Origin of the sequence: Mycobacterium sp. 852002-50816_SCH5313054-b (assembly GCF_001667185.1) — a bacterium.
Taxonomy (GTDB): domain Bacteria; phylum Actinomycetota; class Actinomycetes; order Mycobacteriales; family Mycobacteriaceae; genus Mycobacterium.
The window spans coordinates 1-13,929 of sequence record NZ_LZIC01000144.1 but is presented as its reverse complement, the minus strand read 5'-3'; the positions used below and the strand labels follow the sequence as shown (position 1 = coordinate 13,929).

The following is a 13,929-nucleotide window of genomic DNA, read 5'->3' as shown; positions in this document are numbered from 1 at the left end:
CGGCGGCGGGGGGGGGGGGGGGGGGGGGGGGGGGGGGGGGGGGGGGGGGGGGGGGGGGCGGGCGGGGGGGGGGGGGGGGGGCGGCACCGGCGGCATCCTCTTCGGCAACGGCGGTGTCGGCGGCGCCGGGGGCGCCGGCTCGGCGGGCGGTGGTGTTGGTGGAGCCGGCGGGGCAGGCGGCGCTGGCATTGGTCTGCTGAGCCTGGGCGGCACCGGCGGTGTCGGCGGGACCGGCGGCCTCGGTGTGGCCGGCACCGCAAGCGCTGTCAACGGCGGAACCGGCGGGGCCGGCGGTGCGGGCGGTGTCGGCGGTCAAGGCTTGGGCCTGTTCGGTCAAGGTGGCAATGGCGGCAGCGGTGGCGATGGTGGCCCGGGCGGCATTACCACCTTCAGCGGCGGCGTCGGCGGCACCGGCGGCAACGGCGGCGCCGGGGGTATCGGCTTCAACGGCGGCCACGGCGGCAATGGCGGTGCCGGCGGCCAAGGCGTCCTCACCACCACCAGTGGTGCCATCGCCGGTGGTGGCGGTGGTGGCGGCGGCGTCGGCGGCAGCGGCCAATTGGGCGGCTTGTTTGCCACTGGCGGCAACGGCGGCACCGCTGGAGCCGGCGGTCAAGGCGGCGGCGCGGAAATAATCGATCCCGCCCTCGGCATCGACGTCAGCAGCAGCGGCGGCGTCGGAGGTCAAGGGGGCGGCTTCAACTTGCTGGTCCAGGGCGGTACCGGTGGCGGTGGTGGCGGAGGTGGCGCCGTCAACGTCGGTGCCACCACGATCACCGGCGGCACCGGCGGCAACGGAGCGGGTCCCGGCGTCTTCGTCCTCAACGGTGGCGTCGGCGGCACCGTCACCGGGACCGCCGCCGCCGCCGTGGACGCCGCCGGCGGCGGCGGTGGCGGTGGTGGCATCGGCCTCGCAGGCATCGGGGGCAGCGGCGGTACCGGCGGCGGCGTCGGTGGCGGCACCGGCGGCAGCGGCGGCAGCGGCGGCAACGGTGGTGGCGGCGGCAACGGCAACGGCGGCACCGGAAGCGGCGGCGGTACCGGTGGCGTCGGCGGAGTCGGCGACGTCCTCACCGGAGGTGGCGGCGTTGGCGGTGGCGGCAGCGCCGACGTCATGAGTGCCGGCAACGGCAGCGCCAGCGGCGGCCGCGGCGGCACCGGCCTTTAGTACCCCACTCAAGCGGCGGCCGGTCAACGCAACGGTTGTGAGCGGGCCTCGGTAACACGGATTTAACAGGCGTTGCCTACTGTCAGATCATGGATCGACAGAAGGAATTCGTCCTCCGCACGCTAGAGGAACGGGACATCCGCTTCGTTCGGCTCTGGTTCACCGATGTGCTCGGCACGCTCAAGTCCGTTGCCATCGCGCCGGCCGAACTCGAAGGGGCCTTCGAGGAGGGCATCGGCTTCGACGGCTCCTCGATCGAGGGCTTCGCGCGCGTCTCGGAATCCGACACCGTGGCGAATCCGGACCCGTCGACGTTCCAGGTGCTGCCGTGGGCCACCGCGTCCGGCCACCACCACTCCGCGCGGATGTTCTGCGACATCACCATGCCCGACGGCTCCCCGTCGTGGGCGGACCCCCGCCACGTGCTGCGGCGCCAGCTGCAGAAGGCGAACGACCTGGGCTTTTCCTGCTACGTGCACCCCGAGATCGAGTTCTTCCTATTGAAGCCCGGGCCCGACGACGGGACCCGGCCCCTTCCGGTCGACGCCGCCGGCTATTTCGACCAGGCGGTGCACGACTCCGCGTCCAACTTCCGCCGGCACGCGATCGAGGCGCTGGAATTCATGGGTATCTCGGTCGAGTTCAGCCACCACGAGGGCGCTCCCGGCCAGCAGGAGATCGATCTGCGCTTCGCGGACGCACTGTCGATGGCCGACAACGTGATGACGTTCCGCTACGTCATCAAGGAAGTCGCGATCGAAAACGGCGCGCGGGCGTCGTTCATGCCCAAGCCGTTCGCCGAGCACCCCGGCTCGGCCATGCACACCCACATGAGCCTGTTCGAGGGTGACGTCAACGCCTTCCACAGCACCGACGACCCGCTGCAGCTGTCGGACGTAGGCAAGTCGTTCATCGCCGGGATCCTCGAGCACGCCTCGGAGATCAGCGCGGTCACCAACCAATGGGTCAACTCCTACAAGCGGCTGGTGCAGGGCGGCGAGGCACCCACCGCGGCGTCGTGGGGGGCGGCCAATCGGTCGGCCCTGGTGCGGGTGCCGATGTACACGCCGCACAAGACGTCCTCGCGACGGGTCGAGGTGCGCAGCCCCGACTCGGCGTGCAACCCCTATCTGGCGTTCGCCGTGCTGCTGGCCGCCGGGTTGCGCGGGGTGGAGAAGGGCTACGTGCTGGGACCGCAGGCCGAGGACAACGTCTGGGACCTCACGCCCGAGGAGCGACTCACCATGGGCTACCGCGAGCTGCCCACCAGCCTCGACGCCGCGCTCAAGGCGATGGAGGCCTCCGAGCTCGTCGCGGAAACGTTGGGGGAGCACGTGTTTGACTTCTTCCTGCGCAACAAGCGTTCGGAGTGGGCGAACTACCGCAGCCACGTCACGCCCTACGAGCTGAGCACCTACCTGTCGCTGTAGCTCACCGGCGATCCCGATCGGGCTGAGAGATCGGTCGGTTGCGCTACGGTCGTGGTCGTGACCAAACCCGCGACGGAGCGCCCCAGGCTGCCCAGCGTGGGCCGACTCGGTCTGATCGACCCCCCGGCGGGCGACCGGCTGGCGCAGCTGGGTTGGTACGAGCGCGACGACCAGGACTACGTCGACCGGTTGTGGTCGTTGTCGCGCGCGCCGGATCCCGACGCCGCCCTGCGGGTCCTGATTCGGCTGGCGGAGAACCCCGACAGCGACTGGGACGAGCTCAGCGCGGCGCTGCTCACCGAGCGCGGTCTGCGCGGGCGGCTGTTCGCCGTGCTCGGCTCTTCGCTGGCGCTGGGCGATCATCTCGCCGCCAATCCGCAGTCCTGGAAGCTGTTGCGCGGCAAGGCCCATCTGCCGTCGCGCGATGAGTTGCTCGCGACGTTCACCGCGTGCGTCGACGAGGCGCTGGCCGGCCCCGGCTCCGCGCTGTCGCGCCTGCGTGTGGAGTACCGCGACCAATTGCTGGTGCTGGCGGCGCTGGACCTGGCCCCGACCGTCGAGGACGAGCCGGTGCTGCCGTTCAAGGTGGTGGCCGCCCAGCTGTCGGACCTGGCCGACGCCGCCTTGGCGGCCGCGCTGCGGGTGGCCGAGGTCAGCGTGTGCGGCGACCGGACGCCGCCGCGGCTGGCCGTCATCGCCATGGGTAAATGCGGTGCCCGCGAACTGAATTACGTCAGCGACGTCGACATCATCTTCGTCGCCGAGCGCGCCGATGCGCTGAGCGCCCGGGTGGCCGGCGAGATGATGAAGGTGGCCTCCGAGGCCTTTTTTCAGGTGGACGCGGGCCTGCGGCCGGAGGGCCGCAGCGGTGAGCTGGTGCGCACCATCGAGTCGCACGTCGCCTACTACCAGCGCTGGGCCAAGACGTGGGAGTTCCAGGCGCTGCTGAAGGCCCGGCCGGCCGCCGGCGACGCCGACCTTGGCGAGCGCTACGTGGCGGCGCTGATGCCCATGGTCTGGATCGCCTGCGAGCGTGAGGATTTCGTCGTCGAGGTGCAGGCGATGCGGCGACGGGTGGAGCAGCTGGTGCCCGCCGAGGTCCGCGGCCGCGAACTCAAACTCGGCAGCGGCGGGCTGCGAGACGTGGAGTTCGCGGTGCAGCTGCTGCAGCTGGTGCACGGCCGCCGCGACGACTCGCTGCACGTGGCCTCCACGGTCGATGCGCTGGACGCGTTGGGCCAGGGCGGCTACATCGGCCGCGAGGACGCGGCGAACCTGACCGCCTCCTATGAGTTCCTCCGGTTGCTCGAGCACCGGCTGCAATTGCAGCGGCTCAAGCGCACCCATCTGTTGCCCGAGGCCGACGACGACGAGGCGGTGCGCTGGCTGGCGCGCGCGGCGCACATCCGCCCCGACGGCCGGCACGACGCGGCGGGCGTGCTGCGCGAGGAGCTGCGCCACCAGAACGTGCGGGTCTCCGAGCTGCACGCCAAGCTCTTCTATCAGCCGCTGCTGGAGTCGATCGGGCCGGCCGGGCTGGAGATGGCGCACGGCATTACCTCCGAGGGCGCGGAGCGCCAGCTGGCCGCGCTGGGCTACGAGGGCCCGCAGACCGCCTTGAAGCACATGTCGGCGCTGGTCAACCAGAGCGGCCGCCGCGGCCGGGTGCAGTCGGTGCTGCTGCCCCGGCTGCTGAACTGGATGTCCTACGCGCCCGACCCCGACGGCGGGCTGCTGGCCTACCGGCGGCTGTCCGAGGCGCTGGCGGGGGAGACCTGGTACCTGTCCACGCTGCGGGACAAGCCCGCGGTGGCCCGGCGGCTCATGCACGTGCTGGGGACCTCCGCCTACGTGCCGGACCTGTTGATGCGCGCGCCCCGGGTGATCCAGGACTACAGCGACGGCGCCGCCGGCCCGAAACTGCTCGAGACCGAGCCCGCCGCCGTGGCCCGCGCGCTGGTCGCCTCGGCGTGCCGGCCCGCCGACCCGGTGCGCGCCATCGCCGCGGCGCGCACGCTGCGGCGCCGGGAGCTGGCTCGCATCGGCTCCGCCGATCTGCTGGGGTTTCTCGAGGTGACCGACGTGTGCCGGGCGCTCACGTCGGTGTGGGTGGCCGTGCTGCAGGCCGCCCTGGACGCGATGGTCCGGGCCAACCTGCCCGAGGACGGCCGCGCACCGGCGGCCCTGGCGGTCATCGGGATGGGCCGGCTGGGCGGCGCCGAGCTGGGCTACGGCTCCGACGCCGACGTGATGTTCGTCTGCGAGCCGGCCCCCGGTGTGGAGGATTCGCGGGCGGTGCGGTGGTCGACGTCGATCGCCGAGCAGATACGGGCGCTGCTCGGCACCCCCAGCGTCGACCCGCCGCTGGAAGTCGACATGAACTTGCGGCCCGAGGGCCGCAACGGCCCGCTGGTCCGCACGCTGAGCTCCTACACCGCGTACTACGCGCAGTGGGCGCAGCCATGGGAGATCCAGGCCCTGCTGCGCGCGCACGCGGTCGCCGGCGACGCCGAGCTGGGCCAGCGGTTCCTGCTGATGGCCGACCAGACGCGCTATCCGCCCAACGGGGTGTCGGCCGATGCGGTGCGGGAGATTCGCCGCATCAAGGCCCGCGTCGAATCCGAGCGGCTGCCGCGGGGCGCCGACCCCAACACCCACACCAAGCTGGGGCGCGGGGGGCTGGCCGACATCGAGTGGACCGTGCAGCTCATGCAGCTGCGCCACGCGCACGAGATCCCGGCCCTGCACAACACCTCGACGCTGCAATCCCTGGACGCGATCGCCGCCGCCAACCTGGTGCCGGCGGACGACGTAGACCTGCTGCGGCAGGCCTGGCTGACGGCCACGCGGGCGCGCAACGCGCTGGTGCTGGTCCGCGGCAAGCCCACCGACCAGCTGCCGGGGCCCGGACGCCAGCTCAATGCGGTCGCCGTCGCCGCGGGCTGGCCCACCGACGACGGCGGCGAATTCCTGGACAACTATCTTCGGGTGACGCGACGCGCGAAAGCGGTCGTGCGGAAGGTGTTCGGGAGTTGAGTCAGGAGGCCGGCGCGTTGGATGCCATTTTCGAGGTGCTCAGCGCGGAGGAGGCCGGTCGCGTGACGGCGCTTTACGCGCCGTTGGCCGACGCGGTCCGGGAACTCATCGACGCCACCATCCGCACCGACGCCGACGCCGACGTCGTCGCCAACGCGCGATCCACGATCGAGGCCGTCACCGAGTCGTTGCGGCAACGGACCCGGCCGATCGGGGTGAGCTACCGCGTCGACGGCGGCCGCCCGCTGACGCTGGGAAACGCCGCGATCGGCCTGGGAAACCCGATCGCCCCGCCCGTCATCGTCCACCACGACGGCGGCGGCCGGTGCTGGAGCGAGTTCGTCCTCGGGGCGGCCTACGAGGGCCCGCCCAAGCTGGTACACGGCGGGGTGAGCGCCCTGGTGCTCGACCACATGCTGGGCGAGGCGGCCAGCGAGGGGCTGTCCAAGCCGCGGTTCACCGGAACCATCACCGTGAAGTACCTGCGCGGCACCCCACTGGGCCCGCTTCGGTCCGAGGCCTGGATCGAGGGCAAGGAGGGTGTGAAAGTCTTTGCCCGCGGCACCATTTCGGACACCACCGGTGTGACCGTCGAGGCCGAGGGCGTCTTCATCGAGCCGTCCTGGGCACGGGAAGCGCAATGAAGTTCTACGTCAGCAGCGCCTTCTTGAACACCCGGGAGATCATCGAGATCGCCAAGGCCGCCGACGAACTCGGCTACGACGGCATCGGCATCCCCGACCACGTCGTCAACCTGGAGACCCTGGACACCCCGTATCCGTACACCAAGGACGGCCAGCGGCGCTGGCAGCCGTTCACCGACTGGCCCGACCCGTGGGTTCTGGTCGGCGCGCTGGCCCAGGTCACCACGCGGCTGCGGTTCGTCACCACCGTCTACATCCCGGCGATGCGCAACCCCTATTCCGCGGCCAAAGCCATTGGCACCGCCGCGGTTCTGGCGTCCGGGCGGGTGGAGCTCGGCATCGGCGTCGGCTGGTGCCGCGAGGAGTTCACGCTGATGGGCGAGCAGTTCGCCGCGCGCGGCAAGCGCACCGACGAGATCATCGACCTGATGCGGGCGCTCTGGCAGCCGGGCTGGACCGAATTCGAGGGCGAGTACTACGGGGCGCCGCGGCTGGAGATGGAGCCGACGCCGCCGCCGATACCGGTGTACGTCGGCGGGCTCAGCGACGTCGCCCTGCGCCGCGCGGCCCGCCACGACGGCTGGATCGGCGACCTGATCAAGACCGACCGGGCGATCGAGGCGGTGGGCCGGCTGCGGGAACTACGGGCCGAAAGCGGGCGTTCGCTGGACGATTTCACCGTCCTGACGCCGCTGACCGACGCCTTCACCACCGCCGACTACCGGCGCGCCGCCGATGCCGGCATCACCGGCATCATCACCATGCCGTGGATGTTCTACGCCGGGCCCGACGCGACGTTGGCCGACAAGATCGACGGCATGCAGCGCTTCCGCAAGGACCTGGCGCTCGACGGTTAAACTTTGGCAGTGGCCTTCACAGTGGTGTTCAGCAACGGCGAACCGCGGGACTACGGTGCCTTCGACAGCTACGAGGTCACCGATGCGGGGGTGCTGATCATCAACATGCACCGCGAGGACGTCGAACGGCACTACATCGCTCCGGGGGGCTGGCTGGAGGTCGTTGAGATGGCCGAGGGGCAGCCGGTCAGGATGACCCGCGGGATCATGGGCCGACGGCCCAATTAGCGCGGCCGCGCGAAGCTAGCCCGCAAAGGGCCAAGCGGGCCAACAACTCTCAGCGTGAGGAGGCGCCGCGCGGCCACTAGCAGGACCAGGTTGACCGCCAGCCGGCCCAGCGCCATCCGGCTGGTTCGCCTCTTCCAGGTCTTCGGCTGGGAGCCCGCGCGCCGCCCGAGGTAGTAGCCGAGGCACAGGGCTGTCCCGAGCGCGGCGATGAGCGCGAGCGCAGTCATGAGATGAGCGTCCTTTGTCGCCGTCGCGAAAAGGTCACATCCCAGCTACACCTCGGCCAACAACGAGGGGGCGGGAAGCGGCGCCGGGGCCGCGACACATAACCAGTTGCGAAGACTCGCCGCTGCGGTCCGCCATGATTTATGTTTCGGCGCGGGTGGCGTCGTCGCGTCGAGCCTGTCCGCCGACGTGGTGAGTCGAAGCTGACGAGTGGCACCCGCTCGTCTCATGGTGATCGACGAGCGGGTGACTCGCTCCAAAATCGCTGTGCGCGTTTAAACGTCGTAGTAGAGCGCGAACTCGTAGGGGTGCGGCCGGATTTGGACCGGCAGGATCTCGTTCTCGCGCTTGAAGCTGATCCACGTCTCGATCAGGTCGGGCGTGAAAACGCCTCCCTCGGTGAGGTATTCGTGGTCGGCCTCCAGCCGGTCGATCACCGCGGACAGCTGGGTGGGCGCCTGCGGGATGTTCGCGGCCTCCTCGGGCGGCAGCTCGTAGAGGTCCTTGTCGACCGGCGCCTGCGGCTCGATCTTGTTCTTGATGCCGTCCAGCCCGGCCATCAGCATGGCCGAGAACGCCAGGTACGGGTTGCCCGACGAGTCCGGGCAACGGAACTCCAGCCGCTTGGCCTTCGGGTTGCTGCCGGTGATCGGGATGCGCACGCACGCCGAGCGGTTGCGCTGGCTGTACACCAGGTTGATCGGCGCCTCGAAGCCGGGCACCAGGCGCTTGTAGGAGTTCACCGTCGGGTTGGTGAAGGCCAGCAGCGACGGCGCGTGGTGCAGTAGGCCGCCGATGTAGTGGCGCGCCGTGTCCGACAGGCCGGCGTAGCCGGTCTCGTCGTACATCAACGGGCTGCCGTCCTTCCACAGCGACTGGTGGGTGTGCATCCCGGAACCGTTGTCGCCGAACAGCGGCTTGGGCATGAACGTGACGGTCTTGCCCGCCTGCCACGCGGTGTTCTTGACGATGTACTTGTACAGCTGCATGTCGTCGGCAGCGTGCAGCAGGGTGTTGAACTTGTAGTTGATCTCGGCCTGCCCGCCGCTGCCCACCTCGTGGTGGCCCTTTTCCAGGCTGAAGCCCGACGTGATCAGGTTGTGCAGCATCCTGCCGCGCAGGTCGACGTAGTGGTCGACGGGGGCGACGGGGAAGTACCCACCCTTGGGGCGGACCTTGTAGCCGCGGTTGGGGCTGCCGTCGGTCTCGTTGGGCTCGCCGGTGTTCCACCAGCCGGAGATCGCGTCCACCTCGTAGAAGGAGCCGTTGGTCCGCGAGTCGAAGCTCACCGAGTCGAAGATGTAGAACTCGGCCTCGGCGCCGAAGTACGCGGTGTCGGCGACGCCGGTGCTGATGAGGTAGTTCTCCGCCTTGCGCGCGATGTTGCGCGGGTCGCGCGAGTACGGCTCGAGGGTGAACGGGTCGTGCACAAAGAAGTTCATGTTCAGCGTCTTGGCTTCGGTGAACAGGTCGATGCGCGCGGTCTGGGGGTCGGGCAGGAGCAGCATGTCGGACTCGTGGATGGACTGGAACCCGCGAATCGACGAGCCGTCGAAGGCCAGGCCGTCCTCGAAAACGCTCTCGTCGAAAAACGAAATCGGAATCGTGAAGTGCTGCATGATGCCTGGCAAGTCACAGAACCGGACGTCGACAAATTCGACGTCCTCGTCCTTGGCGAGTTTGAAGACGTCGTCGGGCGTCATTTCCGTCACAGAATTGCTCCTTTACTTGGTGATCCGCGGCCTGACGCTATGGAGCGCATGTTGCCCGTCGGTCAACCCGATGTTTCGCAGACGTTACGTGACCATGCTCCCCGCAGCTGAATCCGGGTCGCTGGCGGTTCTATTGTGGGGCCATGACCCGCAAGATCGTATCTGCTCGGTTGCACGGGCGCACTAGGTCTCGGCGGCCCCTGTGACCGAGGGTTTGCCGGGGGCGCGATCGACCTATCCCGGGGAGCGGCTCGGCCTGCCGGAGCGGGGACCGGGATCGCTGGCGCCGATGGGCCGCCGGCTGGCCGCGCTGATGATCGACTGGCTGATCGCCTACGGCCTGGCGGCGCTGGCCATGGCATTCGGCCTCTTGTCCCAACGGGTGCTGGCGACCGCGGTGCTGGTCGTGTGGCTCGTGCTGGGCCTGGTGGCGGTGCGCCTGTTCAGTTTCACGCCGGGGCATTTGGTGCTGGGCCTGCAGGTGGCGTCGGTCGACGGCCGCGTGCCGGTCGGGCTGGGCCGGTTGGCGGTGCGCGGGGCGCTCGTCGCGGTGGTCATTCCGGCGCTGTTCACCGATTTCGACGGCCGGGGCCTGCACGATCGCCTCAGCGGCACGGCGGTGGTCCGGCGTTGAATCGGATGGCGGCGACCCGCAGCGCCCGGCTCCGCCGCGCTTGCGATCGCCGCTAATCGCTACCTGCGGCGCACGGTGCGCTGCACGCCCTTCATCTTGCCCGCGTTCGGCAGCGGCCCCTTGGGCATGACGCCGGCGCCGGCCCGCGATCCCAGGGCGGCCAACCGCGACTCGAGCGAGTCGATTTGTTTGGTGGTGATGTTGTTCGGCAGGCGCGTGAGGTGGCGCTCCAGCTTGCCCAACGGCACCTCACCCTCGCCGTTGCCGACGACGATGTCGTAGATCGGCGCCTCGCCGACCAGCCGGGCGGTGCGCTTCTTCTCCTGGGCCAGCAGCGGTTTGACCCGGGCCGCCGCGCCCTCGCCGACCAGGATGACCCCGGGCCGGCCGAGCACCCGGTGCACGGCGTCGAAGTGGCCCGTCGCGGCGACGCCGGGGGTCACCCGCCACTTGCCCCGCAGGTTGTCCAGCACCCACGCCGCGGCGCCGGTTTGACCCTCGGCTTTGGTGTAAATCGAGCGCTGGGCCCGGCGGCTGAAGATGATGAACATGACCAGGACGCCCAGCAGCACGCCGAGCGGGACGAGCGTGAGCATGGTCAACCCACCGGCCCACACGCCGACGCCCACCGAGATGCCGACGATCAGCACGAAGGCGCCGATCATGTACGGCAGCAGGCGCTTGTCCTCCTTGCGCTGCATGTTGAACGCCTGCCACAGCTGGCCGCGCCGCTCCTTGGCGGCGGCCTTGCGGGCGGCGGCCGCCTGAGCCCTGGCGGCCTTGTTCTCGGCGGCAGTGCGGGGTTTAGCCATAGTCACCAAGGATACGTACGTGCCCAGTCAGGAGGCGCGGCTGGCAACGGCTTGCGCGTACAGCCGCCCCGCCCGGTACGACGACCGCACCAGCGGGCCGGCCAGCACCCCCGAAAAGCCCAGGGCCTCGGCGTCGCGGGCGAATTCGGCGAACTCCTCGGGCGTCACCCAGCGCTCGACCGGGTGGTGGCGCGCCGTCGGGCGCAGGTATTGGGTGATCGTCACGATGTCGCAGCCCGCGGCGCGCAGGTCGGCCAGCGCGCTGCGCACCTCGTCGGCGATTTCGCCCAGCCCCAGGATCAGGTTGCTCTTGGTGACCAGGCCGGCGTCGCGGGCCGCGGTGATCACGTCCAGGCTGCGCCGGTAGGTGAACGCGGGCCGGATCCGCTTGAAGATGCGCGGCACGGTTTCGACGTTGTGCGCCAACACTTCCGGGCGCGACTCGAATACCTCCGCCAGCCGCGAGGGCGCGCCGTTGAAGTCGGGGATCAGCAGCTCGACGCCGGTCGACGGGTTGAGCTCCTTGATGGCGCGCACCGTCTCCGCGTACAGCCAGGCACCGCCGTCGGGCAGGTCGTCGCGGGCGACGCCGGTCACCGTCGCGTAGCGCAGCCCCATCGCGCGCACGCTGTCGGCGACCCGCCGGGGTTCGCCGCGGTCCAGGGCGGCGGGCTTGCCGGTGTCGATCTGGCAGAAGTCGCAGCGGCGGGTGCACTGGTCGCCGCCGATCAGGAAGGTGGCCTCCCGGTCCTCCCAGCACTCGAAGATGTTGGGGCAACCGGCCTCTTCGCAGACGGTGTGCAGGCCCTCGCGCCGGACCAGGCCCTTGAGCTGGGTGTACTCGGGTCCCATCCGCGCCCGGACCTTGATCCACGGCGGCTTGCGCTCGATCGGGGTCTGGGCGTTGCGCACCTCCAGGCGCAGCAGTTTGCGTCCTTCGGGAGCGACAGTCACATGCCTGATGCTACGCGGGCGACGGGCTGTTCCCGCACCGGAAGGACGCCGTCCAGCGCGGCGCAGACCGCGGCCGCGACCGCCGTCCGCACCTCGTCGACCGCAACCGTCCGCCCCAATTCGGCGGACAGGGACGTCACCCCGGCGTCGCTGATGCCGCACGGGACGATCGCGGTGAACGCGCCCAGATCGCAATCGCAGTTGAGCGCGAACCCGTGCAACGTGGTGGCGCGCGCCACCCGCACGCCGATGGCGGCGACCTTGCGCGCGGGCCGGCCGCCGCCGGCCGGCACCCAGGCCCCCGACCGCCCGTCGACCCGGACGGTGTCCAGGCCCAGGTCGGCGCATACCCTCATCAGCGATTCCTCAAGGCGCCGAACGTATTTCACCACATCGAGCGGTTCGGCCAGCCCGATCACCGGGTATCCGACCAGCTGTCCGGGCCCGTGCCAGGTGATCTTGCCGCCGCGGTCGGTATCGACGACGGGGGTGCCATCAACCGGCCGCTCGTGCGGTTCGGTGCGGCGCCCGGCCGTGTAGACCGCGGGGTGCTCCAGGAGCAGCAGCGTGTCGGGCCCGCCGGCGACCCGGGCGTCGGCCAGGTCGCGCTGCAGCTGCCAGGCGGTGCGGTACTCGACCGTCCCCAGCTGTTGGACGTCGATCGCGGTCACGCTCGACCGGATGGAAGAACTCACGTTCGTGACGCTACTCGCCCGGCGACACCGCCGCGCTTGCGATCGCCGCTAGTCGTGATCGCGCCGGGCGGTGGCGTAGGCGAGCCCCTCGCCAATGGTGTTGTGGTGGAACTGGAAACCGGCGCGCTCCAGCGCCGACGGGATCGCGCGCTGGCCGATGAGCAGCCCCTCGTCGGCGAACTCGCCGAGCGCGGCCCGCACCGCGAAGCCGGGCAGCATCAGCGGGGTGGGGCGGTTGACGGCCCGGCCGAAGGCGGTGGTGAACTCCGCGTTGGTCACCGGGGCCGGTCCGGTCATGTTCACCGGGCCCGACAGCGACGGGTGGGAGATTGCGAACAGCAGCGCGCGCACCTCGTCCTCGAGGGTGATCCAGGACATGTATTGGCGGCCGCTGCCCAGCCGGGCGCCGAGGCCGGTCGCAAACAGCGGCCGCAACCGGCGCAGCGCCCCGCCCGACCGGGTCAGCACCAGACCGGTGCGGGCCAGCACCACCCGGGTGCCGGCGTATTGGGCCGGCAGCGTGGCGGCCTCCCAGTCCTCACACAGTTGGGCCAGGAAACCCCTTCCCGCCCTGGCGTTTTCGTCGACGACGCGGTCTTTGGTGTTTCCGTAGTAGCCCACCGCGCTGGCGTTGATCAGGGTTTCCACGCCCGCGTCGGCGACGGCGTTGGCCAGCACCTCGGTGGGGGCGATGCGGCTGTCGCGCAGGCTCTGCTTGAAGGCACCCGACCAGCGGCGCTGGCCGATGTTGACCCCGCACAGGTTGACGACGACGTCGACGTCGACCAGCGCGTCGGCGTCGAAATCGCCGCTCTCGGGGTTCCAGTGCAGTTCCTCGGAATTCGCCGGCGTCCGGCGCACGATGCGCAGCACCGGGTGGTCGGCGGCGCGCAAAGCCGCAGCCAAAGCCGACCCGATCAGGCCGGACGAACCCGCTATCGCGATGACGGGCTTGGCCACAGTTCCCCAAGCCTCCTAAAGACCCAGATCGGCCTCGAACGCTGCCTCTTCGAGTCGGTGCTTGATCGTGGTGAGGAAACGTCCGGCGTCGGCCCCGTCGATCAGCCGATGGTCGTAGGTCAGCGGGAGATAACACACGGAACGGACACCGATCGACTCGTTGCCGAATTCGTCGACGATCACCCGCGGCCGCTTGACGATCGCGCCGGTGCCCAACATCGCGGCCTGCGGCGGAACCAGGATCGGGGTGTCGAACAACGCGCCCTGGCTGCCGATGTTGGTGATCGTGAAGGTCCCGCCGGACAACTCGTCGGGCTTCAGGTTTCCCGAGCGGGCGCGCTCGGCGATGTCGGCGATCGCCCTGGCCAGCCCCGCCAGCGACAGGTCGCCGGCGTTGTGGACGACGGGGGAGAGCAGCCCCTGCTCGGTGTCGACGGCGAAGCCGAGGTGTTCGGCGTCGTAGTAGGTGATCTCCTTGGTGTCCTCGTTGTAGCTGGCGTTGATGTTCGGGTGGATCTTCAGGGCGTCGATCACGGCCCGGGCGATGAACGGCAGGAAGGTCAGGTTCACGCCC

14 protein-coding genes are annotated in these 13,929 nt (G+C 70.3%); 7 read left to right on the top strand and 7 right to left on the bottom strand.

From position 1 onward, the window contains the following. The first annotated feature begins 244 nt into the window (after positions 1-244). From A5787_RS27915 to A5787_RS25905, 6 genes are all read left to right on the top strand, one after another. The gene (locus A5787_RS27915) at positions 245-1,168 is read left to right on the top strand and encodes a hypothetical protein (RefSeq protein ID WP_066972566.1); all 924 of its coding nucleotides are present in this window, start codon (positions 245-247) and stop codon (positions 1,166-1,168) included. Between the two features lie 89 nt (positions 1,169-1,257). After that, complete coding sequence (gene glnA / locus A5787_RS25925) at positions 1,258-2,598, top strand: type I glutamate--ammonia ligase (protein ID WP_066972563.1); 1,341 nt, start codon at positions 1,258-1,260, stop codon at positions 2,596-2,598. Positions 2,599-2,649: 51 nt separating this feature from the next. Beyond that, the gene (locus A5787_RS25920) at positions 2,650-5,634 is read left to right on the top strand and encodes a bifunctional [glutamine synthetase] adenylyltransferase/[glutamine synthetase]-adenylyl-L-tyrosine phosphorylase (RefSeq protein ID WP_066972544.1); all 2,985 of its coding nucleotides are present in this window, start codon (positions 2,650-2,652) and stop codon (positions 5,632-5,634) included. Continuing rightward, the gene (locus A5787_RS25915) at positions 5,631-6,278 is read left to right on the top strand and encodes a PaaI family thioesterase (RefSeq protein ID WP_082977454.1); all 648 of its coding nucleotides are present in this window, start codon (positions 5,631-5,633) and stop codon (positions 6,276-6,278) included. Before A5787_RS25920 ends, A5787_RS25915 begins: the two co-directional genes overlap by 4 nt. Further along, complete coding sequence (locus A5787_RS25910) at positions 6,275-7,135, top strand: TIGR03619 family F420-dependent LLM class oxidoreductase (protein ID WP_066972538.1); 861 nt, start codon at positions 6,275-6,277, stop codon at positions 7,133-7,135. The genes A5787_RS25915 and A5787_RS25910 overlap by 4 nt, the downstream gene beginning before the upstream one ends. A gap of 9 nt (positions 7,136-7,144) precedes the next feature. Continuing rightward, a complete protein-coding gene (locus A5787_RS25905; RefSeq protein ID WP_066972535.1) occupies positions 7,145-7,363 on the top strand; it encodes a hypothetical protein in 219 nt (72 codons plus the stop codon). On the opposite strand, the gene A5787_RS25900 is transcribed toward A5787_RS25905, so the two are convergent. Together A5787_RS25900 and glnA (A5787_RS25895) are read right to left on the bottom strand one after the other, a co-directional pair. After that, complete coding sequence (locus tag A5787_RS25900) at positions 7,360-7,590, bottom strand: hypothetical protein (protein WP_066972530.1); 231 nt, start codon at positions 7,588-7,590, stop codon at positions 7,360-7,362. The genes A5787_RS25905 and A5787_RS25900 overlap by 4 nt on opposite strands. 273 nt (positions 7,591-7,863) lie before the next feature. After that, positions 7,864-9,300 (bottom strand): type I glutamate--ammonia ligase, encoded by a 1,437-nt coding sequence (gene glnA / locus A5787_RS25895; protein ID WP_066972527.1) that lies wholly within the window; start codon positions 9,298-9,300, stop codon positions 7,864-7,866. 202 nt (positions 9,301-9,502) lie between these two features. Between glnA (A5787_RS25895) and A5787_RS25890 the strand changes: the two genes are divergently transcribed. Next, positions 9,503-9,934, top strand: a complete 432-nt coding sequence (locus A5787_RS25890; RefSeq protein ID WP_231994160.1) for an RDD family protein — start codon at positions 9,503-9,505, stop codon at positions 9,932-9,934. Between the two features lie 59 nt (positions 9,935-9,993). Here the strand turns inward: A5787_RS25890 and A5787_RS25885 are convergent, their stop codons facing one another. The 5 genes from A5787_RS25885 to A5787_RS25865 form a co-directional block, all read right to left on the bottom strand. Next, a complete protein-coding gene (locus A5787_RS25885; RefSeq protein ID WP_066972525.1) occupies positions 9,994-10,746 on the bottom strand; it encodes a DUF4191 domain-containing protein in 753 nt (250 codons plus the stop codon). 27 nt (positions 10,747-10,773) lie between these two features. Continuing rightward, complete coding sequence (lipA, locus tag A5787_RS25880; RefSeq protein ID WP_066972523.1) at positions 10,774-11,700, bottom strand: lipoyl synthase; 927 nt, start codon at positions 11,698-11,700, stop codon at positions 10,774-10,776. After that, positions 11,697-12,395, bottom strand: coding sequence for a lipoyl(octanoyl) transferase LipB (gene lipB / locus A5787_RS25875; RefSeq protein ID WP_066972520.1), 699 nt, complete (start codon positions 12,393-12,395; stop codon positions 11,697-11,699). The genes lipA and lipB overlap by 4 nt, the downstream gene beginning before the upstream one ends. A 48-nt stretch (positions 12,396-12,443) precedes the next feature. Then, the gene (locus tag A5787_RS25870) at positions 12,444-13,355 is read right to left on the bottom strand and encodes a TIGR01777 family oxidoreductase (protein ID WP_066972517.1); all 912 of its coding nucleotides are present in this window, start codon (positions 13,353-13,355) and stop codon (positions 12,444-12,446) included. A gap of 15 nt (positions 13,356-13,370) precedes the next feature. Then, positions 13,371-13,929, bottom strand: a 559-nt coding sequence (locus A5787_RS25865; protein ID WP_197507415.1) for a 2-oxo acid dehydrogenase subunit E2, incomplete at its 5' end; no start/stop codon positions are given.

Excerpts from the sequence above, each read along its gene's own strand:
- glnA (WP_066972563.1), top strand. The coding sequence starts at position 1,258 with ATGGATCGACAGAAGGAATTCGTCCTCCGCACGCTAGAGGAACGGGAC.
- A5787_RS25910 (WP_066972538.1), top strand. The coding sequence starts at position 6,275 with ATGAAGTTCTACGTCAGCAGCGCCTTCTTGAACACCCGGGAGATCATC.
- A5787_RS25900 (WP_066972530.1), bottom strand. The coding sequence starts at position 7,590 with ATGACTGCGCTCGCGCTCATCGCCGCGCTCGGGACAGCCCTGTGCCTC.
- A5787_RS25885 (WP_066972525.1), bottom strand. The coding sequence starts at position 10,746 with ATGGCTAAACCCCGCACTGCCGCCGAGAACAAGGCCGCCAGGGCTCAG.